General features: G+C 65.3%; 11 protein-coding genes and 5 pseudogenes. 6 read left to right on the forward strand and 10 right to left on the reverse strand.

The annotated features are described in order from the left end of the window. Nucleotides 1–8: 8 nt before the first annotated feature. The 4 genes and pseudogenes from ACSKB9_RS03685 to ACSKB9_RS03700 all read right to left on the reverse strand — a co-directional run bounded on the left by ACSKB9_RS03685 (nucleotide 9) and on the right by ACSKB9_RS03700 (nucleotide 9195). Nucleotides 9–3114 (reverse strand): annotated as a pseudogene (locus tag ACSKB9_RS03685) (efflux RND transporter permease subunit). After that, nucleotides 3111–6239, reverse strand: coding sequence for an efflux RND transporter permease subunit (locus ACSKB9_RS03690; RefSeq protein ID WP_438071717.1), 3129 nt, complete (start codon nucleotides 6237–6239; stop codon nucleotides 3111–3113). The pseudogene ACSKB9_RS03685 and the gene ACSKB9_RS03690 overlap by 4 nt, the downstream one beginning before the upstream one ends. 48 nt (nucleotides 6240–6287) lie before the next feature. Further along, entirely contained in the window at nucleotides 6288–7736 is a 1449-nt protein-coding gene (locus tag ACSKB9_RS03695; RefSeq protein WP_438071719.1) for an efflux RND transporter periplasmic adaptor subunit, read from the reverse strand. Then, the gene (locus ACSKB9_RS03700) at nucleotides 7726–9195 is read right to left on the reverse strand and encodes an efflux transporter outer membrane subunit (protein ID WP_438080041.1); all 1470 of its coding nucleotides are present in this window, start codon (nucleotides 9193–9195) and stop codon (nucleotides 7726–7728) included. Before ACSKB9_RS03700 ends, ACSKB9_RS03695 begins: the two co-directional genes overlap by 11 nt. Before the next feature lie 611 nt (nucleotides 9196–9806). Between ACSKB9_RS03700 and ACSKB9_RS03705 the strand changes: the two genes are divergently transcribed. Next, nucleotides 9807–10841, forward strand: coding sequence for a cysteine synthase A (locus tag ACSKB9_RS03705; protein WP_438071721.1), 1035 nt, complete (start codon nucleotides 9807–9809; stop codon nucleotides 10839–10841). Nucleotides 10842–11090: 249 nt separating this feature from the next. Here the strand turns inward: ACSKB9_RS03705 and ACSKB9_RS03710 are convergent, their stop codons facing one another. The 4 genes and pseudogenes from ACSKB9_RS03710 to ACSKB9_RS03725 all read right to left on the reverse strand — a co-directional run. Continuing rightward, nucleotides 11091–11831, reverse strand: coding sequence for an amino acid ABC transporter ATP-binding protein (locus ACSKB9_RS03710; protein WP_438071722.1), 741 nt, complete (start codon nucleotides 11829–11831; stop codon nucleotides 11091–11093). Nucleotides 11832–11842: 11 nt separating this feature from the next. Beyond that, nucleotides 11843–13362 (reverse strand): annotated as a pseudogene (locus ACSKB9_RS03715) (amino acid ABC transporter permease). Beyond that, on the reverse strand, nucleotides 13359–14564 hold the full coding sequence (locus ACSKB9_RS03720) for an amino acid ABC transporter permease (RefSeq protein ID WP_438080043.1): 1206 nt from the start codon (nucleotides 14562–14564) through the stop codon (nucleotides 13359–13361). Before ACSKB9_RS03720 ends, ACSKB9_RS03715 begins: the two are co-directional and overlap by 4 nt. Nucleotides 14565–14597: 33 nt before the next feature. Continuing rightward, nucleotides 14598–15605, reverse strand: a pseudogene (locus tag ACSKB9_RS03725) (amino acid ABC transporter substrate-binding protein); the annotation flags it as partial. A gap of 328 nt (nucleotides 15606–15933) precedes the next feature. On the opposite strand from ACSKB9_RS03725, the pseudogene metC reads away from it, so the two are divergent. From metC to ACSKB9_RS03750, 5 genes and pseudogenes are all read left to right on the forward strand, one after another. Continuing rightward, nucleotides 15934–17128: pseudogene (metC, locus tag ACSKB9_RS03730) on the forward strand (cystathionine beta-lyase). 281 nt (nucleotides 17129–17409) lie between these two features. Continuing rightward, nucleotides 17410–18210, forward strand: coding sequence for a Flp pilus assembly protein CpaB (gene cpaB / locus ACSKB9_RS03735; protein ID WP_057016555.1), 801 nt, complete (start codon nucleotides 17410–17412; stop codon nucleotides 18208–18210). Between the two features lie 34 nt (nucleotides 18211–18244). Further along, nucleotides 18245–19694 (forward strand): annotated as a pseudogene (locus tag ACSKB9_RS03740) (type II and III secretion system protein family protein). A 33-nt stretch (nucleotides 19695–19727) separates the two neighbouring features. Beyond that, a complete protein-coding gene (locus tag ACSKB9_RS03745) occupies nucleotides 19728–20465 on the forward strand; it encodes a CpaD family pilus assembly protein (protein ID WP_438080045.1) in 738 nt (245 codons plus the stop codon). Beyond that, entirely contained in the window at nucleotides 20462–21730 is a 1269-nt protein-coding gene (locus ACSKB9_RS03750; RefSeq protein ID WP_057016553.1) for an AAA family ATPase, read from the forward strand. The genes ACSKB9_RS03745 and ACSKB9_RS03750 overlap by 4 nt, the downstream gene beginning before the upstream one ends. A gap of 7 nt (nucleotides 21731–21737) precedes the next feature. Here the strand turns inward: ACSKB9_RS03750 and ACSKB9_RS03755 are convergent, their stop codons facing one another. Together ACSKB9_RS03755 and ACSKB9_RS03760 are read right to left on the reverse strand one after the other, a co-directional pair. After that, the gene (locus tag ACSKB9_RS03755) at nucleotides 21738–22571 is read right to left on the reverse strand and encodes a tetratricopeptide repeat protein (RefSeq protein WP_438071725.1); all 834 of its coding nucleotides are present in this window, start codon (nucleotides 22569–22571) and stop codon (nucleotides 21738–21740) included. A gap of 141 nt (nucleotides 22572–22712) precedes the next feature. Beyond that, complete coding sequence (locus ACSKB9_RS03760) at nucleotides 22713–22958, reverse strand: PilZ domain-containing protein (RefSeq protein ID WP_438080046.1); 246 nt, start codon at nucleotides 22956–22958, stop codon at nucleotides 22713–22715. Nucleotides 22959–23157: the final 199 nt, after the last annotated feature.

Here is a 23157-nt window from a genome sequence, read left to right on the forward strand (position 1 = left end):
AATTCAAACTATTCCGCGGGTGCGTGCACGCCTGACGGCTCGCGGCGCTGGCGCAGCCGGTCGATCAAGAGATAGATCACCGGTGTCGTGTAGAGCGTCAGGATCTGCGACACGAACAGGCCGCCGATGATGGTGATGCCGAGCGGCCGGCGCAGCTCGGTGCCCGGGCCGGTCGCAATGACCAGCGGAATGCCGGCGAACAACGCGGCCATCGTCGTCATCAGGATGGGACGGAAGCGCGCGCGGCAGGCCTCGAAGATCGCGTCCCGCGACGACAGGCCCTGATGCCGCTCGGCGTCGAGCGCGAAGTCGACCATCATGATGCCGTTCTTCTTGACGATGCCGATCAACAGGATGATGCCGACGAAGGCGATCACCGTCAGCGGCGTGTTGGTCACCTGCAAGGCGAGCAAGGCGCCGAGGCCGGCCGACGGCAGTGTCGAGATGATCGTGATCGGATGCGCCAGGCTCTCATAGAGCACGCCGAGCACGATATACATCGCGACCAGCGCGCCGAGGATCAGGAGCGGCTGCCGCCCGCTGGTTTTGTTGAAGTCGCCGGCATTGCCGTCGAAGCTGCCGCGAATGCCCTCGGGCATGTGCAGCTCGTCGACCGCCTGCTGGATGTTCGTCGTCGCGACCTCCAGCGGCACGCCCGGCAGCAGGTTGAACGACACCGTGGTCGAGGGGAAGCCGCCGGAGTGATAGACCGCGAGCGCCGATAATCCACGCTGGTAGTGTACCAGCGCCGACAGCGGCACCTGCACGTCGTTGGCGCCGGCAACGTAGATGCGCTCGAGGTTCGACGGATCGCTCTGGAATTTCGGATCGATCTCGAGCACCACCCACGTACTGGTTGCGCTGGGTGTAGATGTACGAGATCTGCCGCTGCGAGAAGGCGTTGTTGAGCGCGTTGTCGATGTCCCGCACGCGGACGCCGAGGCTGGAGGCGGTCTTGCGGTCGATCACGAGGTTGAGCTGCAGGCCGCCGGGATCGCGGTCGGAGGAGACGTCCGTGATGCCCTCCACCGTCTCCATGCGCTTGGCCACGATCGGCGCCCATTTCTGCAGCAGCTCGAGATCGGTCGAGGCGAGCGTGTACTGGTAGTCTGAATCGCTCTGCCGGCCGCCGGTGCGAATGTCCTGGGCAGCGAACATGAACAAGCGGATGCCCGGCACCATGAACAGGTTGCGGCGCAGCCGGTCGATCACCTGCGCAGTCGACAGGCCTCCCCGCTCCTCCGGCGGCTTCAGGCTGATGTACATGATGCCGCGGTTGGAGGTGGCGCCGCCCGGGCCGCCGCCGGAGCCGACCGACGAGCCGATGCCGGCGACGGCGGGGTCGGCCATCACGATGTCGGCGAGCCGCTGCTGCAGCTGAAGCATCGCCTGGAACGAGATATCCGGCGACGCCCGCGTCGAGCCGATCACGAAGCCGCTGTCGTCGGTCGGGAAATAGCCCTTCGGCGTCTTGATGTAGAGCGTCACCGTCAGCGCGACGGTGGCGAAGAACACCACCAGGGTCAGGAAGGGATAGCCGAGCACGATCCGCAGCGTCGCTGCGTAGAACGCCACGACACGGGACAGCGTGCCCTCGATGACGCGATCGTACCAGGTGGCATGATCCGAGATCGCCTCCCTGATGTAATGCGCGCAGATCATCGGCGTGATGGTCAGCGACACCACGGTCGAGACCGCGATCGCGAACACCAGCGTCAGCGAGAATTCGCGCAGCAGCCGCCCGACGATGCCATCCATGAAGATCAGCGGCGTGAAGGCCGCGATCAGCGACAGCGAGATCGACAGCACCGTGAAGCCGATCTGCTTGGCGCCTTCGACGGCAGCCGGATATGGCGCCATGCCCTGCTCGAGATTGCGGTACATGTTCTCGATCATCACGATGGCGTCGTCGACCACGAAGCCGACGGAGATCGCCAGCGCCATCAGCGACAGATTGTCGATCGAGAAGCCGGCGAGCCACATTCCGGCGCAGGTGCCGGCCAGCGCCAGCGGCACCGACACACCGGCGGCGATCGTCGGCACCACCCGGCGCAGGAACACGAACACCACGATCATCACGAGCACTGCGGTCGCCAGCAGCGTGAACTGCATGTCCTCGACGCTGGCGCGGATCGTTCCGGTGCGGTCGACCAGAGTGGAGATCTCGACGCCCGCCGGAATCCATTTCTTCAGTTCCGGCAGCATCCTGCGAACGCCGTCGACGGTGTCGATGACGTTGGCGTCGCCCTGCTTGGTGATCTGGATCAGCACCGCCGGCTGCTTGTTGAACCAGGCGATCGAGCGCGAGTTGCGCACGGAATCTTCGACCTCGGCGACGTCGGCGAGGCGGACGTAATTGCCGTTCGAGCTTTTGATGACAATTTCGCGGAATTCCGCCGCGGTGCGCATCTGCTTGTTGATCGAAAGCGTCTCGCTCAGCCGGCCGCCATTGAAGATGCCGACCGGTCCCAGCGGGTTGGCATTGATGATCGCGAGCCGGACGTCGTCGGTCGCGATTCCGGCGTTCGCCAGCGACACCGGGTTGAGCGCGATGCGCACCGCCGGCTGGTCGGCGCCGCTGACGGTCACCTCGCCTACTCCCGGCACCTGCGAGATGCGCTGCGCCAGCACCGTGTCGGCGACGTCGTACATCGCGCTGGTCGAGATCGTCTTCGAGGTCAGCGCCAGCACAAATACCGGCGACGCGGCCGGGTTGGCCTTGCGGAACTTGGGCAGCGACGGCAGGTCGCTCGGCAAATCGGCGAGCGAGGCGTTGATCGCGGCCTGCACGTCGCGCGCGGCGCGGTCGATATTGCGGCCGATCGAGAACTGCACCTGGATGCTGGTGGTGCCAAGCGAACTCGTCGAGGTGATCTGGTCGACGCCCGAAATGGTGCCGAGCTTGCGCTCCAGCGGCGCGGCGACGGTCGCGGCCATCACCGAGGGATCGGCTCCCGGCCTGGACGCCGACACCCGAATGGTCGGGAAATCGACATTCGGGACCGACGACACCGGGAGGAACTGGTAGGCGACGACCCCGACCAGGAACAGCCCGATCGCAAGCAGTGTGGTGCCCACCGGCCTGCGGATGAAGGGCTCCGAGATCGAGATCACTGCATGCCCTCGGTGGCGCCCGCGATCGGCGGGCCGCTGGGACCCGGCTCCGGCACGGCCCGCTCGATCCGACGGTTGAGGCGGTCGAGCGCCAGATAGATCACAGGCGTGGTGTAGAGCGTCAGCAGCTGGCTCAACAGCAGGCCGCCGATGATCGAGATACCGAGCGGGAAGCGCAGTTCCGCGCCGGTGCCGCTTTCGATCGCGAGCGGCAGCGCGCCGAACAGCGCCGCCAGCGTCGTCATCATGATCGGGCGGAAGCGCAGCAGGCAGGCCTGCACGATGGCGTCATAGGACGACATGCCCTGGTGACGCTCGGCCTCCAGCGCGAAGTCGATCATCATGATCGCGTTCTTCTTGACGATACCCATCAACAGGATGATGCCGATGAGGCCGATCACCGAGAGATCCTGCCCGCACAGCATCAAGGCGAGGATGGCGCCGACGCCGGCGGAGGGCAGCGTCGAGAGGATGGTGATCGGATGGATATAGCTCTCATAGAGCACGCCGAGCACGATGTAGATCGTGATGATCGCCGCCAGGATCAGCCAGGGCTGGCCGGCGAGCGAGCGCGAGAATTCGGCGGCGTCGCCGGAATAGATCCCGACGATGCTGCCGGGCATTCCGATCCTGCTCTCGATCGCCTTCACGGCCGCGACCGCGTCGCCCAGCGCCTCGCCCGGCGCCAGGTTGAAGCTGAGCGAGACCGACGGGAATTGCGCTTGGTGCGAGATCGCGAGCGGCGCCGTGGTCCGGACCAGCGTCGCCACCGCCGACAACGGCACCTGCGCGCCGTTGGCGCCGGGCAGATAGAGCTTGTCGAGAATCGACGGGTCGCGCTGATACATCGGCAGCGCTTCGAGCACGACGCGGTACTGGTTGGCCTGGCCGTAGATCGTCGATATCTGCCGCTGCGCGAAGGCATCGTTCAGCGTGTCGGTGACGCCCTGCAAACTGACGCCGAGCTGGCCGGCGCGCTGGCGATTGACGTCGAGCGCCGCGCGCAGGCCACCCTCCTGCGCCTCCGAGGAGACATCGCGGAAGATCGGGTCGCGCCGCATCTCGGCGACGAGCCTTTGCGCCCATTGCGAGACCTCGGCGGCGTCGGTCGCGGTCAGCGTGTACTGGTATTGCGAGCGGCTCGACTGGGTCGAGATCTGCACATCCTGCACCGGCTGGAAGTACACCGTCATGCCGGGCACCGTCGCGATCTTCTCCTTCAGCCGCTCGATCACCTTGACGACGCCCTCGCGCCGCTGGTCGAGCGGCTTCAGCGTCATCACCAGACGGCCGACATTGGTGGTCGGATTGACCGAGCCCGAACCGATCACCGAGACCACGCCGACCACATCAGGATCGGCCTTGATGATGTTTGAGACCGCGCTCTGCCGCCGCTGCATCTCGGCGAACGAGACGTCGGGTCCGGCCTCGGTCACCGCCGTGATCGATGAGGTGTCCTGCAGCGGCAGAAAACCCTTCGGTGCCAGCACATACATGATCAGCGTCAGCGCGATGGTCGCGAACGTCACCAGCAGCGTCGCGCGCTGGCGCCGCAGCACCCAGAGCAGCGTCCGATGGTAGAACTCCACCATGCGGTCGATGAAACGGCTGACCGCGGCGAGGCCCGGGACCGCCATCTCCTCATGGATGTTCTTGAGCAGCCGCGAGCACATCATCGGCGTCAATGTCAGCGAGACGATCGCCGAGGTCACGACCGCGATCGTCAAAGTGAGCGCGAATTCGCGGAACATGCGGCCAACTAGGCCGGACATGAACAGCAGCGGGATGAACACCGCGATCAGCGACACCGTCAGCGAGATCACGGTGAATCCGATCTCGCTGGCTCCCTTCAGCGAGGCCTCCATCACCGTCTCGCCGTCTTCCATGTGGCGAACGATGTTCTCGATCATGACGATGGCGTCGTCGACCACGAATCCGGTTCCGATGGTCAGCGCCATCAGCGACAGATTGTCGAGGCTGAAGCCCGCGAAATACATGATGCCGAAGCTCGTGATCAGCGACAGCGGCAGCGCAACGCCGGCGATCAGGGTCGCGCGCAGCGACCGCAGGAACAGGAGCACCACCAGCGTCACAAGCACGACGCTCAGGATCAGCGTGAACTGCACGTCGCGCACCGAGGCGCGGATCGTCACGGTACGGTCGGAGACGATGGTCAGCTTGACGCCGGACGGGACCGCACGCTGCAGCCGCGGGATTTCGCCGCGGATCTGCTTGACGACGTCGATGACATTGGCGCCCGGCTGGCGCTGGATGTCGATGATGACGGCCGGCGTGCCCTGGTACCAGCCGCCGGTGCGGTCGTTCTCCAGCCCATCGACGATCTGGGCGACGTCGCCGATCGTGACCGGCGAGCCGTTGCGATAGGCGATGATGATCGGCCGGTAGGCGTCGGCGGCGGCGATCTGATCGTTGGCGGCGATGGTGTAGGATTGCTGGGCACCGTCGAGCGATCCCTTCGGCCCCGACACGTTGGCACCGGCGATCGCGTTGCGGAGATCCTCCATCGCGATGCCGTAGGCCGCGAGCCGGGCCAGATCGGCCTGCACGCGCACCGCCGGCTTCAATCCACCGAGGATCGAGACCCGGCCGACGCCGGAAATCTGACTCAGCCGTTGGCCCAGGATGGTGTCAGCGAGATCGCTCATCGCCCGCAGCGAGATCGTGTCCGAGGTCAGCGCCAGCGTCATCACCGGCGCGTCCGCAGGGTTCACCTTGGCGTAGACAGGCGGATACGGCAGCGTCTTCGGCAAGATGCCGGCGGCAGCGTTGATCGCGGCCTGCACATCCTGCGTGGCGCCGTCGATGTCGCGGTTGAGGTCGAACTGCAGCGAGATCTGGCTGACGCCGAACGAGCTCGTCGAGTTCATCGACGACAGCGACGGGATCTGCCCGAGCTGCCGCTCGAGCGGCGCCGTGATCAGCGAGGCCACCACGTCGGGGCTGGCGCCCGGCAATTGCGTCGTCACCTGCACGGTCGGAAAGTCGACCTGCGGCAGCGCGGAGACCGGCAGCGCCCGATAGCCGAGCGCACCGCCGATCATCAGGGCGATGCCGAGCAGCGATGTGGCGATCGGCCGGCGGATGAACGGTTCGGAGACGCTCATGGCTGCGTGCTCGCTGTAAGATCGGCCATTACGAAGTCAGGATGCCAGTCATGGCTGCGCCTTCGGCGCGCCGCCCGGCTGTTCGCCCCCTGCTGCCGACGCGGGCGCCGGTCCGGTCTGCCCCTTCTGATCGCCTTCGCTATGCTCGTGCCGGCCGCGATGCTCGCCATCCTTGCCCGGCCAGTCTTTCTTACCATCCTTGCCTTGACCTTCGCCTTGACCAGCGCCACGCTTCCCATCGGGACTGCGGCTGCGCTTGCGTGGCGCGAGATCGGCGGCCGGCGGCCCGTCGTCCTTGCCGACCACGACCTTCGCGCCATCGGCGAGATTGGCAAAGCCGGTCGTCACGACGCGGTCCGACGTGGTCAGTCCGCTGGCGATGACAGCCTCATGCTCGTTCTGCTGGGTGACCGTGACCGGCTTGGCGGTGACGATATCGCCCTCGCCGATCACGTAGCTGAAGGTGCCGGCCGGACCGCGCTGCACCGCCGAGGTCGGCACCACGATCGCCTGCGGCAAGGTCTCGACCTTGAGCCGCACATTGACGAACTGGCCGGGCCAGAGCTGGTAGCTGGCGTTGGGGAATTCGGCCTTCAGCTTCAGGGTGCCGGTGGTCGGATCGACCTGGTTGTCGATGCCGGTCAGCTTGCCGGTGTCGATCACGGTGACGCCGTCATTGCCGAACACATCGACCGCAAGCTGCCCCTTCGCCGCCGCGGCGTTGACGCGCATGATCTGCTGCTGCGGCAGGCTGAACCACACCGCGATCGGCTGCAGCTGGGTCAGGATAACGAGCCCCGTTGTATCGGCAGCGTGGATGATGTTGCCCTGGTCGACCTGGCGCAGGCCGGCGCGCCCCGCGATCGGGGCGACGATCTTGGTATAGCCGAGCGTGGCGCGCGCATTGTCGATCTGGGCCTGGTCGGCCTTGATGATGGCCTGCTGCTGCGCGACCAGCGCTCGCTGCGTATCGGCCTGCTGCTTGGAGCCCGCGTTGGTGGCAGCGAGTTGCTCATAGCGGGCAAGATCGATCTTCTGATTGGCGAGCAGCGCTTCGTCCTTGGCCTTCGTAGCCACCGCCTGGTCGTACTGCGCCTGATAGATCGCGGGATCGATCTCGCCCAGCACGTCGTCCTTCTTGACGTCCTGGCCCTCGACGAAATTCACCTTGAGCAGCTTGCCATCGACCTGCGAGCGCACGGTGACCGTGTTGAGCGCCTTCACCGAACCGACGCCGTCGAGATAAACCGGCACGTCCTGCACATGCGGCATCGCCGCAAGCACCGGCACCGGCAGATCAGGCCGCCCGCCCGCGCCGCGCCCGCCGCCGCCATTTTGCTTGGGCTGGAAGGCGAGCCAGCCGAGATAGCCGAGCCCGCCGAGGATCACGAGCGTGATGAGCAAGGACACCATGCGCCCCAGCACGCGCGAGAGAAGGCTCCGCTTGCGCGGCGCCGTGCGTTTCTCGTCGTCCGTCGAGTCGGGCTTAAAGAGCATCGACCGGTCTTTCCATCTTCGGTTCCCAGCCGCCCCCTAATGCCTGATATAGGCTCACGATCGCCAATAGCCGGGCCAGTTGGGCCTGCGAATAGGCATCTTCCGCCTGGAACAGGGTCAGCTGCGTGTTTAGCACAGTTACGATATCGGCGGTGCCGGCCTTGAGCTGCTGCTCGGCGAGGTCGAAAGCGCGCCGCGACGACGACAGCACGTCGCGCTGCAGCTGCAGCCGGCGCGTGGTCTCGCGGATCGCGACCAGCGCATTGTCGACGTCGGTGAACGACTGCACCACCGTCTTGCGGTAGGTCTGCAGCAACTCGTCCTGCTTGGCCTTGGTGTATTCGAAATTGCCGAGGATCCGGCCGCCGTCGAAGATCGGCTGGGTCATGCTGCCGACCAGGTTGAAGAAGGCGGCATGCGGCTGGAACAGCGAGACCAGCGCCTGGCTCTGGTAGCCGCCCGTTCCGGTCAGCTGGATGCTCGGGAAGAACTGCGCCCGCGCGCTGCCGACATTGGCGGTGGCGGATGCAAGCTGCGCCTCCTGCCGGCGGATGTCGGGACGCTGGGTCAGCAATTCAGACGGCAGGCCCGGCGTAACGCGCGGGATCGCAACGGCGTTGAGCGAGCCGCCGGAGACGCGCACGCTCTCTGGCGGCCGCGACACCAGCACCGCGAGCGCATTGATGCTCTGGTCGAGCGTCTGCCGCAGCGGCGGCACCAGCGCGCGCTGGTTGGCGAGCACGGTCTCCTGCTGCGCGACGTCGAGATCGGAGCCGGTGCCGGCCTTGAAGCGCTCCTTGATCGCATTGAGAATGCGCTCGGCGCTGGCGATGTTGCGCTGCGCGGTGCGCAGCCGGTCCTGCGTCGCGAGCACCGTGAAATAAGCATTGGCGACGCTCGCCAGCGTGGTCAGCGCCACCACCTCGCGGTCGAACCGGTTGGCAACGGCAGTCTCCTCCGCCGCCTGCGCGGCGTCGCGGTTCTGGCCCCAGAAGTCGAGCTGATAGCTGGCGCTCAGCGAGGCGTTGAAGTTCACCACCTCGCGCCCGCCATTGGTGAGGCCGCTGGCGCTGGAGCCGGAGGTGCGCGAGTAGGTTTCCGATCCGTTGAGATTGAGGGTCGGCAGCAGCGCCGCACCGGCCTGCCGCGCCAGCGCGTCGGCCTGGCGGAAGCGCGCAACCGCAGCTGCGATGTCTAGATTGACGGTCTGCGCCTCCTCCATCAGCTGCGTCAGCTCCCTTGAGCGGAAGCCCCGCCACCAATCGAGCGTCGGAAGCGCATCGCCCGGCCGGCCGAGACGCACGGCCTTGTAGCCCTGCGGCACGTCGAGCGCCGGATCAGGGATGTCCTGGGTCAGAATGCAGCCGGCAGAGCCGGCGACCAGGCCGAGCGCAACAAGCGAGCGTCCCGCGAGCCGGCGCGCGCGCACGGCGAGGCCGAACCGGCCTCCAGGCACCATCACGGACACAGGCTGGGTCACACCCGTTCTCCGCCGAAGCCAGACTTCGCCCGTGGCGCACGAATGACGCGTTCAGCGATGGTCTGGGTGACGTTCACGGGGGTATGCTTCCAATGGAACCTGCCTGTCCCATCCTACCCTTGGGACAATGGGGCGGACAGCCCTGTCACGATTGCGTGGCGTCGCATCGCAAGCGATTCGTGGCTACCTTGAATGCCGACTTTTCCCTATTTTTTACGGCATTTCCGCGCATTTCGGACCCGTGCCGGAAGTCACGATTCTTACAAAGATTTCATGGGGATTTCTCGGCTCCTGTTGCATTGAATCCGCAAGATGTGCCGGCGCGGCGCCAAACTCGCGCCACCGCGCACCGCCCTCAGGTCTTGATTGGCCGAGAGCGCGCAACTCATGCGAAACCGCGGACCACAGGATGATTCTGCTGGCCGACCCGACCGCCGCAAAACGGCGTTCTCCCCACGGCCGTGACATCCGCGCGTGCGAGGTCAAGCGTGTTGAACCTGTCTTTTGCCGCAGTGCAAAAGCCCTTCCCTTTTCGATCAGCACACTAGGTTCGCCAAGCAAGATACAGCCCGGCAAAGAAATTCCCCGACATGATATTCAACAAAGACGTCATCGAAGCGATCGGCAACACCCCTCTCATCAAGCTGAAACGCGCGTCCGAACTGACCGGCTGCACCATTCTCGGCAAGGCCGAATTCATGAATCCGGGCCAGTCGGTGAAGGATCGTGCCGGCAAATGGATGATCCTGGAGGCCGAGAGGCGCGGCACGCTGAAGCCCGGCGGCCTCGTGGTGGAGTCGACAGCGGGCAATACCGGGATCGGGCTTGCTGTCGTGGCGAGTGCGCGCGGCTACCGCACCCTGATCGTCATTCCGGAGACGCAGAGCCAGGAAAAGAAGGACATGCTGCGGCTGTGCGGCGCCGAGCTGGTCGAAGCGCCGGCGCTGCCCTTCGCCAATCCGAACAACTATCAGCATCTCGGCAGGCGTCTCGCCGAGCAGCTGCGCAAGACCGAACCGAATGGCGTGCTGTTCGCCGACCAATGGAACAACCTCGACAATCCCAAGGCGCATTACGACTCGACCGGACCTGAAATCTGGCAGCAGACCGACGGCAAGGTCGACGGCTTCATCTGCTCGGTCGGCACCGGCGGCACGCTTGCCGGCATCAGCCGCTACCTGAAGGAAAAGAACCCGGCCATCGTCACCGCCTGTGCCGATCCGCACGGCTTCGGGATGTACGAACTGTTCAAGAATGGGCAGGTCAAATCGACGCCGGGCGATTCGATCACGGAAGGCATCGGGCTCGGACGCGTCACGCCGGTGGTCGAGACGGCGAAGGTCGACACCGCGTTCCTGATCTCCGACGAGGAAGCCGTGACCATCATCTATGAGCTGCTGGAGCACGAAGGGCTGTGCCTCGGCGGCTCGACCGGCGTCAACATCGCAGGCGCGATCCAGCTCGCCAAGCAGCTCGGTCCCGGCAAGACCATCGTCACCATCCTCTGCGACTCCGGCAACCGCTATCAGTCCAAGCTGTTCAACCCGGCCTTCATGCGCGCGAAGAACCTGCCGGTCCCGGAATGGCTGGAAAAGCGCAGCAACATCGAGCTGCCGCTGGTCTAGAGCTTTCCCGTTCCGATGGAATCGGAACGGGGCTCTAGATTCTTGTTTTGACGCGTTTTCTTCACGCGAACCGGTATCCACTTCGCTCGAAAACGCTCTAGGGAGCGAATGGCGTCCCGCAGACGTCATTGCGAGGAGCTATTGCGACGAAGCAATCCATGCTTCCGATGCGGAAGATTGGATTGCTTCGCGGAGCCTGTCATCCGGCGGCGCTTGCGCCGACCGGGTGGCTCGCAATGACGGCAGAAATCACCGCAGAATCTGGCTCAGGAACAGCTTCGACCGCGCGTGCTGCGGGTTGGCGAAGAATTCCTGCGGCGTGTTCGATTCGATGATCTGGCCCGCGTCCATGAAGACGACGCGGTTGGCGACCTCGCGGGCAAAGCCCATTTCATGGGTGACGACCAGCATGGTCATGCCCTCCTTGGCAAGATCGACCATGGTGTCGAGCACTTCCTTGACCATCTCCGGGTCGAGCGCCGAGGTTGGCTCGTCGAACAGCATCACTTTCGGGTTCATGGTCAGCGCGCGGGCTATCGCAACGCGCTGCTGCTGACCGCCCGACATCTGGCCGGGAAACTTGTCGGCCTGATGCGGGATCTTGACCCGCTCGAGGAACTTCATCGCGGTGGCCTCGGCATCCTTCTTCGGGATGTTGCGCACCCAGATCGGCGCCAGCGTGCAATTGTCGAGCACCGTGAGATGCGGGAACAGGTTGAAGCTCTGGAACACCATGCCGACCTCGCGGCGGACTTCGTCGACACGGCGAAGGTTCGGGCCGAGGTCGATGCCGTCGACCACGATCTCGCCCTCCTGGAACTCCTCCAGTGCGTTGATGCAGCGGATCAGGGTCGACTTGCCCGAACCGGACGGGCCGCAGATCACGATGCGCTCGCCCCTGCCGACCTCCAGGTTGATGTCGCGCAGCACGTGGAAGTCGCCGTACCATTTGTTGAGAGCGGAAATGTTGACGATCGGGGTTGTGGACATGGTGACCTTGTTCAGTGGCGGCGGTGAGCGTTGAGCCGGTTTTCGACGAACAGCGAGTAGCGCGACATTCCAAAGCAGAACACGAAGTAGATCATTCCAGCGAAGGCGAAGCCGGTAAAGGCCGTGGTCGGCGTCGACCAGGTCGGATCGGAGAACGTCGCGTGCAACGACCCCAAGAGGTCGAACAGCGCGACGATCGAGACCAGCGAGGTGTCCTTGAACAGCGCGATGAAGCTGTTGACGAACCCGGAATCACGTGGCGCAGCGCCTGCGGCATCACGATCAGCGACGTGGTCTTCCACCAGGACAGGCCGAGCGCGCTCGCCGCCTCGCCCTGCCCGCGCGGGATCGCGGCAAGGCCGCCGCGCACCACCTCGGCCTGGTAGGCGCCGGCAAACAGCGCAATGCCGATCAACGCGCGGACCAGCCCGTCGACGTTGAAGTTGCCCGGCAGGAACAGCGGCAGCATGTAGGTTGCGAAGAACAGCACCGTGATCAGCGGCACGCCGCGCCAGAACTCGATGAAGGCGATCGAGAAGATCCGGATCAGCGGAATGGTCGAGCGGCGGCCCAGCGCCAGCGCGACCCCGATCGGCATCGAGGTGACGATGCCGGTGACCGACACCACCAGCGTCACCAGGAGGCCGCCCCACAGCCTGGTGTCGACGATGGGCAGTCCGCCGCGGTCGAGCCCCATCAGCTTGGTCACGATCGCGATGCCGGCAAAGCTCGCCAGGCTCCCGAACAGCGCCCGTTGTCCGGTTCGCATGCCGCCGCCGAGGAAAAACAGGATCAGCGAGACGATCGCCGTGGTCAGCAGGAAGTCGAACCACAGCGGCTGGCTCGACATCTGGAGCTGCTCGCGCAGCCAGGTCAGCGGAAAGATCAGCCAGCCGATCAGGCTGCCGACGAGCACGATGATATTGCCGACGGCCCACAGCAGCGGCCCGATCGCCGAACTCCGGCTGAGATTGACCAGCGCCCGACCGGCATTGACGATGCTGTCGTCGAACAGCTGCAAGAGGCTCGCCACCCAGCTGACGCCGAAACCAGATAGTCCGCCGCCGCGCAGCAGGAAGAAGGCGATCGCCGGGAACGCGAAGAAGAACAGACTCGCATTCAGGCCCTTCGCCGGCAGGCGCGGAATAAGGAGTGGCAGCAACAGGACGGCCGCGAGGACGAAGGTCAGGTTGACGCGCCAGCGTTCGGCTTCCGGATAGAAGCCATAGATCAGCTGGGTGAGCTTGGCCTGGATGTAGGGCCAGCAGGCGCCGACCTGACGGCCGGCGGTTTCGGCGAGACACGCATTGCGGTCCTTGCCGCTCCAGACCGCATCGACCAGCAGGAATTTGAACGCGGGAACGATCGTGTACCAGAGCAGCCCCAGCGCCAGGATCGTCAGCAGGATGTTGGTCGGCGAATTCAAGAGCCGCGTGCGGATGAAACCGACGAGGCCGGTGGTCTTCACCGGCGCCCGGCGTTCAGGCACCAGATCCTGCCGGACGAAGGATGACGCGGTGGCGTCGGTCATGCCCCAAGGCTCCGGTTGATGCGCCAGCCATAGACGCTCATGATCGCGCTGGTGACCAGCGAGATCAGCAGGTACACGCCCATGGTGATGGCGATGATCTCGATCGCCTGGCCGGTCTGGCTCAGCGTCGTTCCGGCAAATACCGAGACCAGGTCGGGATAGCCGATCGCGACCGCCAACGACGAATTCTTGGTCAGGTTGAGGTACTGGTTGGTCAGCGGCGGAACGATGACGCGCATCGCCTGCGGCACGACGATCAGCCGCAAGGTGGTGCCGCGCGACAGGCCGAGCGACGAGCCGGCTTCCATCTGTCCCTTATGGACCGACAGAATGCCGGCGCGGACGATCTCGGCGATGAAGGCCGCCGTATAGGTCGACAGCGCGACCACCAGCGCAACCAGCTCCGGAATCACCCGCGCGCCGCCGGCGAAGTTGAAGCCCTTGAGTTGCGGCAGCTCGAAGGTCACCGGCAGCCCGAACACCAGCATCGTCACCAGCGGCAATCCGGCCAGCAGGCCGAGCACATAGGGCCAGATCCGGATCGCCTGCCCGCGTTGAAACAGCGCCCGCCTTGCGTAGCCGCGCAGCGCCAGCGCGCCTGCGACGCCAATCGCAAGCGCGATCAGAAACGGATCAAGCCCGGGCTCGCCGATCGGCCGCGGAATCACCAGCCCGCGATTGGAGAGGAAGAAGGCGTTGAACAGCGAGATGCTCTGGCGCGGCCCCGGCAGCGCCGCCAGCACCGCGAGGTACCAGAATAACAGCTGGAACAGCAGCGGCAGATTGCGGACGATCTCGACATAGATCTCGCCGAGCCGCGCCAACAGCCAGTTCGGCGACAGCCGGCACAGCGCAATGATGAAGCCGATCATGGTGGCGAAGACGATGCCAATGCCCGCAACCAGCAGCGTGTTGAACAGGCCGACAAAGAACACCCGCGTATAGGTGTCCGATCCCGAATACGGGATCAGGTTCAGGCTGACATCAAAGCCCGCATTGTTTTTGAGAAACCCGAACCCGGAGGCAATGCGCTGCGTCTCCAGGTTGGCGCGGGCATTGGCCACGATCTCATAGGCGACCCAGGCCAACACCGCCGCGAACACGATCTGCACGGCAAGGCCAGTCCAGCCGGACTGGCCGCCGAGCACGCGCTTCAGGCGGAAGATGAACTGAGGCGGTGGTTTTCGGGGCTCGGTCGTCATCGCCGCAGCCGCCTCGTCGCCGATCAGCGGATCGGGAGGCGCGTACTGGATGCCGCCCTTGTTCCAGAGATTATTGAGCCCGCGTGCGATCTGCAGCTTCGATCCGGCGCCGACGTTGCGATCGTACATCTCGCCGTAATTACCGACGGCCTTGATGATGCGGGAGAACCAGTCCTTGGTCAGGCCGAGCTGCTCACCGAGATTGCCGTCGGTGCCGAAGGCGCGCTTGAGGTCGGGCTTGTCCGACTTGGCCATCTCGTCGACGTTCTTCTGGGTGACACCGAGTTCCTCGGCATTGATCTGGGCGAACAGCGCCCACTTCACGATGTCGAACCACTGGTCGTCGCCATGGCGAACCATCGGGCCGAGCGGCTCCTTGGAGATGATCTCGGGAAGCACGACGTGGTCGGCCGGGTTGGCGAGCTTCAGTCGCTGCGCATAGAGCTGGGACACGTCGGAGGTGAACACGTCGCAGCGGCCGGTCTCGTAGGCCTTCACGGTCTCGTCGGCGCCGGCGAACGCGATCACCTCGTACTTCATGTTGTTGCCCTTGAAGTAGTCGGCGAGGTTCTGCTCGGTCGTGGTGCCGGTCTGCACGCAGACCGACGCGCTGTTCAGCTCCAGCGCCGAGTTCACCTTCAGCGACTTCTTCACCAGAAAGCCCTGCCCGTCATAATAGGTCACGCCGGTGAAGTTGGCGCCGAGCGAGGTATCGCGCGACAGCGTCCAGGTGGTATTGCGCGACAGCACGTCGATCTCGCCCGACTGCAGCGCGGTGAAGCGGTCCTTGGCCGACAGCGGCACGAACTTGACCTTGGACGGATCGTCGAAGATCGCCGCCGCGATGCCACGGCAGATGTCGACGTCGATGCCGGTCCAGTTCCCCTTGTCGTCCGGCGACGAGAAGCCCGGCAGGCCGCCGCTGACGCCGCAGGACAGCTGGCCTCGGTCCTTGACCGTCTTGAGGGTTTGCGCCGAGGCGGCCTGGACCGACAGGGCGGCGGCAGCGGCAAGGGTGACAGCCAGGGATACGCGTTTCATGGGCGGGGCCTTTCAAGGTCGTCCGGTGGACGTTTGCATTGTGATCGCCTCGCGTTCACGGGCCATCCCAATGATCCCTTGCAGCAAAAATGCCGATTTGACCGGCAGTTTGACGTGCAAACCGGTCAGGCAACGGATCGTAGGTCGCGGCAGGCCCCTCAACGTGCGGCGACTGGTAGTTGCGCCGCATCACATAGCGACTGACGAGCCGGGTCAAGGGGTTGACGCATGTCTTCTACCTCTTGTCAGTAACACCTCCCGGCCCGGCCCCGTCTTCCCGGCGCGGTACGGCTGCGGCAAAAAGTCTAAAGTTTAACGGCAGCGCTCCATGACCTCCTCCGACGGCTCCACGCCCTCCCACCCGCAACAGGCCGCCACCCGCCTGGTCACGGCCGGCCGCGACACCAAGGCCCAGAAGGGCTTTGTCAATCCACCGGTGTTTCACGGCTCTACCGTGCTCTATCCGACCGCGGAGGACCTGCACGCCCATCGCGCCGAATTTACCTATGGCCGCCACGGCAGCCCGACCACGCGGGCGCTGCAGGACGTGCTGATGGCGCTGGAAGGGCCGCAATGCGCCGGCGTCGGCCTTGCCCCGTCGGGACTGGCGGCGATCAGCACCACGCTGCTCGCCGTGCTCAAGACCGGCGATCACCTCCTGGTGTGCGACAATGCCTATCGGCCGACCCGCAATTTCTGCGACAACATGCTCAAGCGCTACGGCATCGAGACCAGCTATTTCGATCCGCTGATCGGCGCCGGCGTCGAGACGCTGTTCAAGCCGAACACCCGCGCCGTGCTGATCGAAGCGCCCGGCTCGCAGACGTTCGAGATGCCGGATGTGCGGGCGATATCGGCCGTGGCGCACGCCCGCGGCGCGCTCATGATCGACGACAACACCTGGGCGACGCCGCTCTATCACCGCTCGCTCGAACAGGGCGTCGACATCAGCATGCAGGCCGGCACCAAATATATCGGCGGCCACTCCGACATCATGTTCGGCACCATCGCAGCCAATGCGAAAGCCTGGCCGCGGATCCAGGAGGCGATCCGCCTGCTCGGCGTCTGCGCCGGCCCCGACGACGTCTATCTCGCGCTGCGCGGGGTTCGCACGCTATCGGTGCGGCTTGCCCAGCACCACCGCTCCGGGCTCGAGATCGCGCGCTGGCTCGGCGCGCGGCCCGAGGTCGATCGCGTGCTGCACCCTGCCCTCGACACCGATCCCGGGCACGCGATCTGGAAACGCGACTTCACCGGCGCCTCCGGGCTGTTCAGCATCGTGCTAAAGCCGGTGCCGCAGACCGCGGTCGATGCAATGCTGAACGCGCTCACTTTGTTCGGCATGGGCTTTTCCTGGCGGCTTCGAAAGCCTCGCCATCCCGTTCGACTGCAGCGACTATCGCACCGCGACCAAATGGTCGCCGGGCGGGCCGACGCTGCGGCTGCATATCGGGCTCGAGAATCTCGACGACCTCAAGGCCGATCTCGACCGTGGATTTGCGGCGTTGAAGGCCGCGCTCTGATCCTCGCGCCCTGCCACGTTAGACGACATTAACCACGCTCCACCGGCGCTGACGCCGCGTTGCGACCAACGTCGTACGCCTTAAGCACGCGCGATCTCCGGGATTCTGCGGAGATGCAACGGCGCCGATAACTCGCCGTTCACCATCCCCACCAATCCCTTAATTGTCCGGACCTTCCATCAAGTTCCCTTATACTTTTGCGGCCGTAGTGATGCCTCGGGAAGGGCTGTCAGTGCCGCAAGGACGCGATTGCCCTGTGTGAAGGGCATTCAGACAATCGCATGAAAACGGCACGCATCGTGGTCCTCGGCATCGCCGGCGTCGCAGGCCTCGCGGCCATGTATCTCGCGAGCGTTGGCGATCGCAAACCGGCGCCGGTCGCGCCGCCCGTCGCGCAACTGCCGACCGTCGAAGTGCTGGTCGCAAAGTCCGACATCGGGCTCGGTCAATCGGTCAAGGCCGAAGACATCCAGTGGCAGCGCTGGCCGGCTGAAACTGCAAGCAGCGCGTTCATCCGTCACGACGCCAACGCCAATGCCATGAACGACATCATCGGTTCGATCGCACGCGCGCCCTTCATCGTCGGCGAACCGATCCGCGAGCAAAAGCTGGTCAAGGCCAACGGAAGCGGCTTCATGGCCGCGATCCTGCCCTCCGGCATGCGCGCGATCTCCACCGAAATCTCGCCGGAGACGGGCGCCGGCGGCTTCATTCTGCCGAACGACCGCGTCGATGTGATCCTGTCGCGTCGCGACAAGAATCCCGATCAGCAAGGCGGCCGCGATATCGTCACCACTGAAATCCTGCTGTCCAACGTCCGCGTGCTGGCGATCGACCAGGCGCCGAAGGAGAAGGACGGCAACAACTCCCTCGTCGGCAAGACCGTGACCCTCGAGCTCAAGCCCGAACAGGCCGAGACGCTGGCGCGCGCCCGGCAGAGCGGAACGCTGGCGCTGGCGCTGCGCAGCATCGCCGACGTCAACGAGCAGACCGACGAGACCAGAGACCATGCCCCGAAGCGGGGCGAGAGCATCAAGGTGGTGCGCTTCGGCATCCCGAGCTCTCTGACGACACAGAAGTGATGGGGGCTTCGATATGACGACGGGTGCGAAACAAATGGCGACGTCGACCAAGCTGGTCCGCGCGCTGTCATTGTCGGCGATCACCGCGCTGATGCTGATCCCTGCCCTTGCCAGCGCGACCGATCCCGACAAGAACGCGGATGTCGCGGTGACGAGCAGCATCGCCGCCAAGACGCGCTCCGTCTCGCTCGGCGTTGGCAAGTCGGTCGTGGTCGACCTGCCGCGCGAGGCCAAGGACGTTCTGGTCGCCGATCCCAAGATCGCCAACGCCGTGATCCGCTCCGCGCAGCGCGCCTATATCATCGGCGCGGCGGTCGGCCAGACCAACGTGGTGTTCTTCGACGCCGACGGCAACCAGGTCGCCTCCTACGACATCGCGATCAAGCGCGACCTCAACGGCATGCGCGCCGCGCTGAAGCAGATGCTGCCCGGCGTCCAGATCGAGGGCGTCGGCGACAGCGTCGTCCTGACCGGCACGGTGGCAAGCCCGGTCGAAGCCCAGCAGGCGGGCGACATCGCCGCCAAACTGGTCGGCAGCGCCGACAAGGTCGTCGAATTCCATCGTGGTCCGCGGCCGCGACCAGGTGATGCTGAAAGTCACCGTCGCCGAAGTCCGCCGGGACGTCGTCAAGCAGCTCGGCGTCGATCTCAGCGCCAACATGAACTACGGCACCGCCGCGGTGGTCTTCAACAACGCCAACGCCTTCACCGCCAATAACGGTGCGCTCGCCCCCAACAACGGGCTGACGGGCGCAGCCCTGAACAAGCTCGGCGTGCCGACCGTCACCGCGACGCTGCGCGCGATGGAGAGCGCCGGCGTGGTCAAGACGCTGGCCGAACCCAACCTCACCGCGATCTCCGGCGAGTCGGCGACCTTCATTTCGGGCGGCGAGTTTCCGATTCCGACCGGCGTCACCTGCCAGACGACGACGTCGGGCACGATCGGCAATTGCGTGCAGACCGTCAGCTTCAAGAAGTTCGGCATCTCGCTCAACTTCACGCCGGTGGTGCTGACCGAGGGACGGATCAGCCTGAAGGTGATGACCGAGGTCTCCGAAGTCTCGATGGAGAACGCCCTGACCGGCGGCCAGAACGGCACGACCATTCCCTCGATCAAGACCCGCCGCGCCGACACCACGCTGGAAGTACCCTCCGGCGGCTCGATCGCGATGGCCGGGTTGATCCAGGAGCAGACCAAGCAGGCCATCAACGGCATGCCCGGCGTCGATCAGATCCCGATCCTCGGCCAGCTCTTCCGGAGCCAGGACTTCGTCAACAACGAGACCGAGCTCATGGTCATCGTGACGCCCTACGTGGTGCGCGCCGTTGCGCAGAAGGAGCTGTCCCGTCCCGACGACGGATTTGCCCCGGCTTCCGACGCGCAGTCGGCACTGCTGGCGCGCGTCAATCGCATCTACGGCGTCGCCGCCCGCAGCGAGCCGATTGGCGCCACGCCGGTCAATTTCGGCTTCATCATCGACTGAGGCGCGGACCTGAAGGGGTTGGGGGATCCTATGATGACACGCAACACACAAGCCGGTCGTGCCAGGACGCTGTCGCTGTTCGGCGCCCTCGTCGTCAGCGCGATCGCACTCGGCGGCTGCAATCTGACGGGCGATGTTGTCACCGGCACGGTGCCCGACGACTACCGGCAGCGGCATCCGATCGCCGTCACCGAAGGCGAGCAATCGATCGTCGTCTTCGTCGGCCGCGCGCGCGGCAACCTCACCGAAACGCAGCGCGACGACGTCATGGGGCTAGCGCGCACCTGGCGCCGCGAAGGCACCGGTGCGATCGCGATCGACGTGCCGGCCGACAGCTCGAACTCGCGCTCGGCACAGGCGGTGTATCAGGAGATCCGCGGCCTGCTGGCGTCGATGGGCGTGCCCGCCCATGCCATCACCAGGCGCTCCTATCATCTCGACGATCCGCGCGCGCTTCCGACCATTCGGCTGAGCTATCCGAAGATGGCCGCCGTCGCCGGTCCCTGCGGAGTGTGGCCGGCCGACCTCGGTCCCTCGATCTACAATCCGAGCTACAACGAGAACAAGCAGTACGACAATTTCGGCTGCGCCACGCAGCGCAACCTTGCAGCCATGGTCGCCAATCCATCCGACCTCGAACAGCCGCGAACCGAGACCGCAGCCTATACGCCGCGCCGTACGATCGCGTTCGATAAATACCGCAAGGGTGAGTCGACCGCGACCGCCTACCCCGAAGCCGAGAAAGCCAAGCTGAGCGACGCCGCGAAATGACCGAACAACAAGACGAGCCGCAGCACGCCAACGATTACATCGCGCCGGCGCCGCGGATTTCCGTGCAGGCGTTCTGCGCAAGCGTCGCGACCGCCGCGAACGCACGCGCGGCTGCCGACGACCGCCGGCTCGCCAAGGCTCATCTCTCGGTCCATATGGGCGGCATCGCCGCGGCGATCGACGCCTACCACAAGGCGCCGACGCCCAACGTCATCATGCTCGAGACCGAGCCGGATCATGATTTCCTCGCCGGTCTCGACGAGCTCGCCACGGTCTGCGATCCCGGCACCCGCGTCGTGGTGCTCGGCACGGCCGGCGAGACTGCGCCGTATCGCGAATTGGTCCGGCGCGGCGTCAACGACTACGTCATCGGGCCGGTCAAGGTGCTCGACATCGTGCGCTCGATCTGCAGCCTGTTCTCGGCCTCCGAAGCGGTCTCGGTCGGCCGCCTGATCGCGGTCGCGGGCGCCAAGGGCGGCGTCGGCGCCTCGACCATTGCCCACAATGTCGCCTGGACCATCGCACGCGACCTCGGGCTGGATTCGGTCGTCGTCGATCTCGACCTCGCCTTCGGTACCGCCGGCCTGGACTACAATCAGGACCCGGTGCAGGGCATCGCCAACGCCGTGTTCTCGCCTGAGCGTCCGGACTCTGCCTTCATGGAACGCCTGCTCGCAAAGTGCGGCGATCATCTCAGCCTGCTGGCGGCGCCGGCCACCCTCGACCAGGTCTACGATTTCGGCGCCGAGGCGTTCGATGCCATCTTCGATACGATGCGCATGACGACGTCCTGCATCGTGCTCGACGTGCCGCATCAATGGACCGCCTGGACCAAACGCGTGCTGGTCGGTGCCGACGATATCCTGATCGTGGCCGAGCCCGACCTCGCCAACATGCGCAACACCAAGAACATGATGAACCTGTTGAGGACCGCGCGTCCGAACGACCGTCCGCCGCTCTACTGCCTGAACCAGGTCGGCATGTCGAAGCGCCCCGAGATCGAGGTCAAGGATTTCGCCAAGACCATCGAGAGCCAGCCGATCGCGGCGATCCCGTTCGACTGCAGGCTGTTCGGTGAAGCCGCCAACAACGGCCAGATGATCGCGGAAGTCTCCGCGCGTCACCGCACCACAAGGACTTTCCTGCAGATTGCGCAGCGCCTCACCGGCCGTCCCGATCTCGCCGAAGCCCGCGAGTCGTTCCTGTCGCCCATCCTCAGGAAGCTGCAGTCGCGCCGAAACGACGGGCGCCGGGCCGCCGGCTAGCGTCCCGCTAGCGCTCTAGTCGCGGCGAACTGGCTGCGACCGGGATCTTCTCGGCGTCGGTGCGGCTCGCATCCCTGCGCGCCAATAGCCGCTTCAGCGCGGCGACGTTGGCTGAACCCTGCTCCGCCGGCAAATCGGCCTTCATGATGGTTTCCGCCTCGGACTGGCGGCCCTGCAGGCCAACCACGACGGCGAGGTTGGTTCGCACCCGCATGTCGCCGGGGGCGCGCTCCCGGGCACGGCGCAGCGTCTCCTCGGCCTTCGGCAGATCCTTCGACAGCAGGTAGGACAGCCCGATATTGGAGAGCACTGACGGATCGTCAGGCACGATCTTCAGCGCACTCGCGTAATACTGTCGCGCCTCGTCGTGGCGATCGAGCTGGTCGAGCACGGCGCCCTGTGCCGACAGGATGCGCCAGTCCGGATCTTCCGGGGTATGCGCGCGCCCGAGCACGTCGAATGCCTGCTGGAAATTGCCGTTGTCGGCGAGCGCCCGTCCGTAGCCCGCGAGCAGCGCCTTGTTGCTGGGCTGCGCCAGCACCGCCTGCTCCATGACGGCGACCGCCTGGGCCCGCTGGCCGGTGGCGCGCAACGCCCGGGCGTATTTCAGCGCGGCGTCGGTGTCTTTCGGGTTGGCGCGGACGCGCTCGTGGTAGGTCGCGATGTCGCGCCGCGGATCGGTCGGGGCTGGCGTGGCCTCCGCCGTGTCGCCCAATGAGCCGGTGATGTCAGACGGGCCGGAGGTTTGACAGGAGGACAACCCGATCAGCAGGATCGCGGCAGATACCGTGCCCGCGAGACGGCGCGCGCGGCCTGAGGGTCGGGGGAATTTCTCAAACATAAAGCGAGACTCTGGAACGGCGAAGGTTCCGGGATGCTCACAGCTTAACCCTAAGGTCCGGTTAAGGATGCCATCATGTCGCCGTCATCCGGCCCAGATGCCGCGCCGGACGCCTGGCGAGAAAGCAGCCAAATGGCAGATTCAGTCGACGAATTGGGCGCCGAACTCGTGCCCGATTTGCCAGGCCAGCCGGCACTGACGCGGACTGCCGCTCGACAGGATGATGGTGAATTCCGGCGGGATCTCCAGATATTCGGCGATCACCTTGACGCCGCCGGCCGAAATATCGGTGATCATGCAGTCGCGTGGCAGCGACCCTGTGCCCAGCTGAATTTTGGCGATGCTCCGGCACGGGCGGCGTTCGCTCTTGCGGCGATTCATAAACATTCTGATCCCCAAGCCTTTCTGGGCAACTTCCTGGCCTATCGTCATAGCGGGGAAAGATTGGAAACTGCCTAGCGGAACCCATCGCAATTGAGCGGTCGCGTTCGAGATTTGTTTACCGGCGGCGCCTCGCCCGGCGACACGAGCTTTGATCAATCAAAGATTGAATAGTTGAAGTATCTGTGCTGCAGGTCGAATGACG

This window comes from Bradyrhizobium sp. BR 1433, from assembly GCF_051547665.1.
Taxonomy (GTDB): Bacteria; Pseudomonadota; Alphaproteobacteria; order Rhizobiales; family Xanthobacteraceae; genus Bradyrhizobium; species Bradyrhizobium australafricanum.

Excerpts from the sequence above, each read along its gene's own strand:
- ACSKB9_RS03690 (WP_438071717.1), bottom strand. The coding sequence starts at position 6,239 with ATGAGCGTCTCCGAACCGTTCATCCGCCGGCCGATCGCCACATCGCTG.
- ACSKB9_RS03695 (WP_438071719.1), bottom strand. The coding sequence starts at position 7,736 with ATGCTCTTTAAGCCCGACTCGACGGACGACGAGAAACGCACGGCGCCG.
- ACSKB9_RS03700 (WP_438080041.1), bottom strand. The coding sequence starts at position 9,195 with ATGGTGCCTGGAGGCCGGTTCGGCCTCGCCGTGCGCGCGCGCCGGCTC.
- ACSKB9_RS03705 (WP_438071721.1), top strand. The coding sequence starts at position 9,807 with ATGATATTCAACAAAGACGTCATCGAAGCGATCGGCAACACCCCTCTC.
- ACSKB9_RS03710 (WP_438071722.1), bottom strand. The coding sequence starts at position 11,831 with ATGTCCACAACCCCGATCGTCAACATTTCCGCTCTCAACAAATGGTAC.
- ACSKB9_RS03720 (WP_438080043.1), bottom strand. The coding sequence starts at position 14,564 with ATGACGACCGAGCCCCGAAAACCACCGCCTCAGTTCATCTTCCGCCTG.
- cpaB (WP_057016555.1), top strand. The coding sequence starts at position 17,410 with ATGAAAACGGCACGCATCGTGGTCCTCGGCATCGCCGGCGTCGCAGGC.
- ACSKB9_RS03745 (WP_438080045.1), top strand. The coding sequence starts at position 19,728 with ATGACACGCAACACACAAGCCGGTCGTGCCAGGACGCTGTCGCTGTTC.
- ACSKB9_RS03750 (WP_057016553.1), top strand. The coding sequence starts at position 20,462 with ATGACCGAACAACAAGACGAGCCGCAGCACGCCAACGATTACATCGCG.
- ACSKB9_RS03755 (WP_438071725.1), bottom strand. The coding sequence starts at position 22,571 with ATGTTTGAGAAATTCCCCCGACCCTCAGGCCGCGCGCGCCGTCTCGCG.
- ACSKB9_RS03760 (WP_438080046.1), bottom strand. The coding sequence starts at position 22,958 with ATGTTTATGAATCGCCGCAAGAGCGAACGCCGCCCGTGCCGGAGCATC.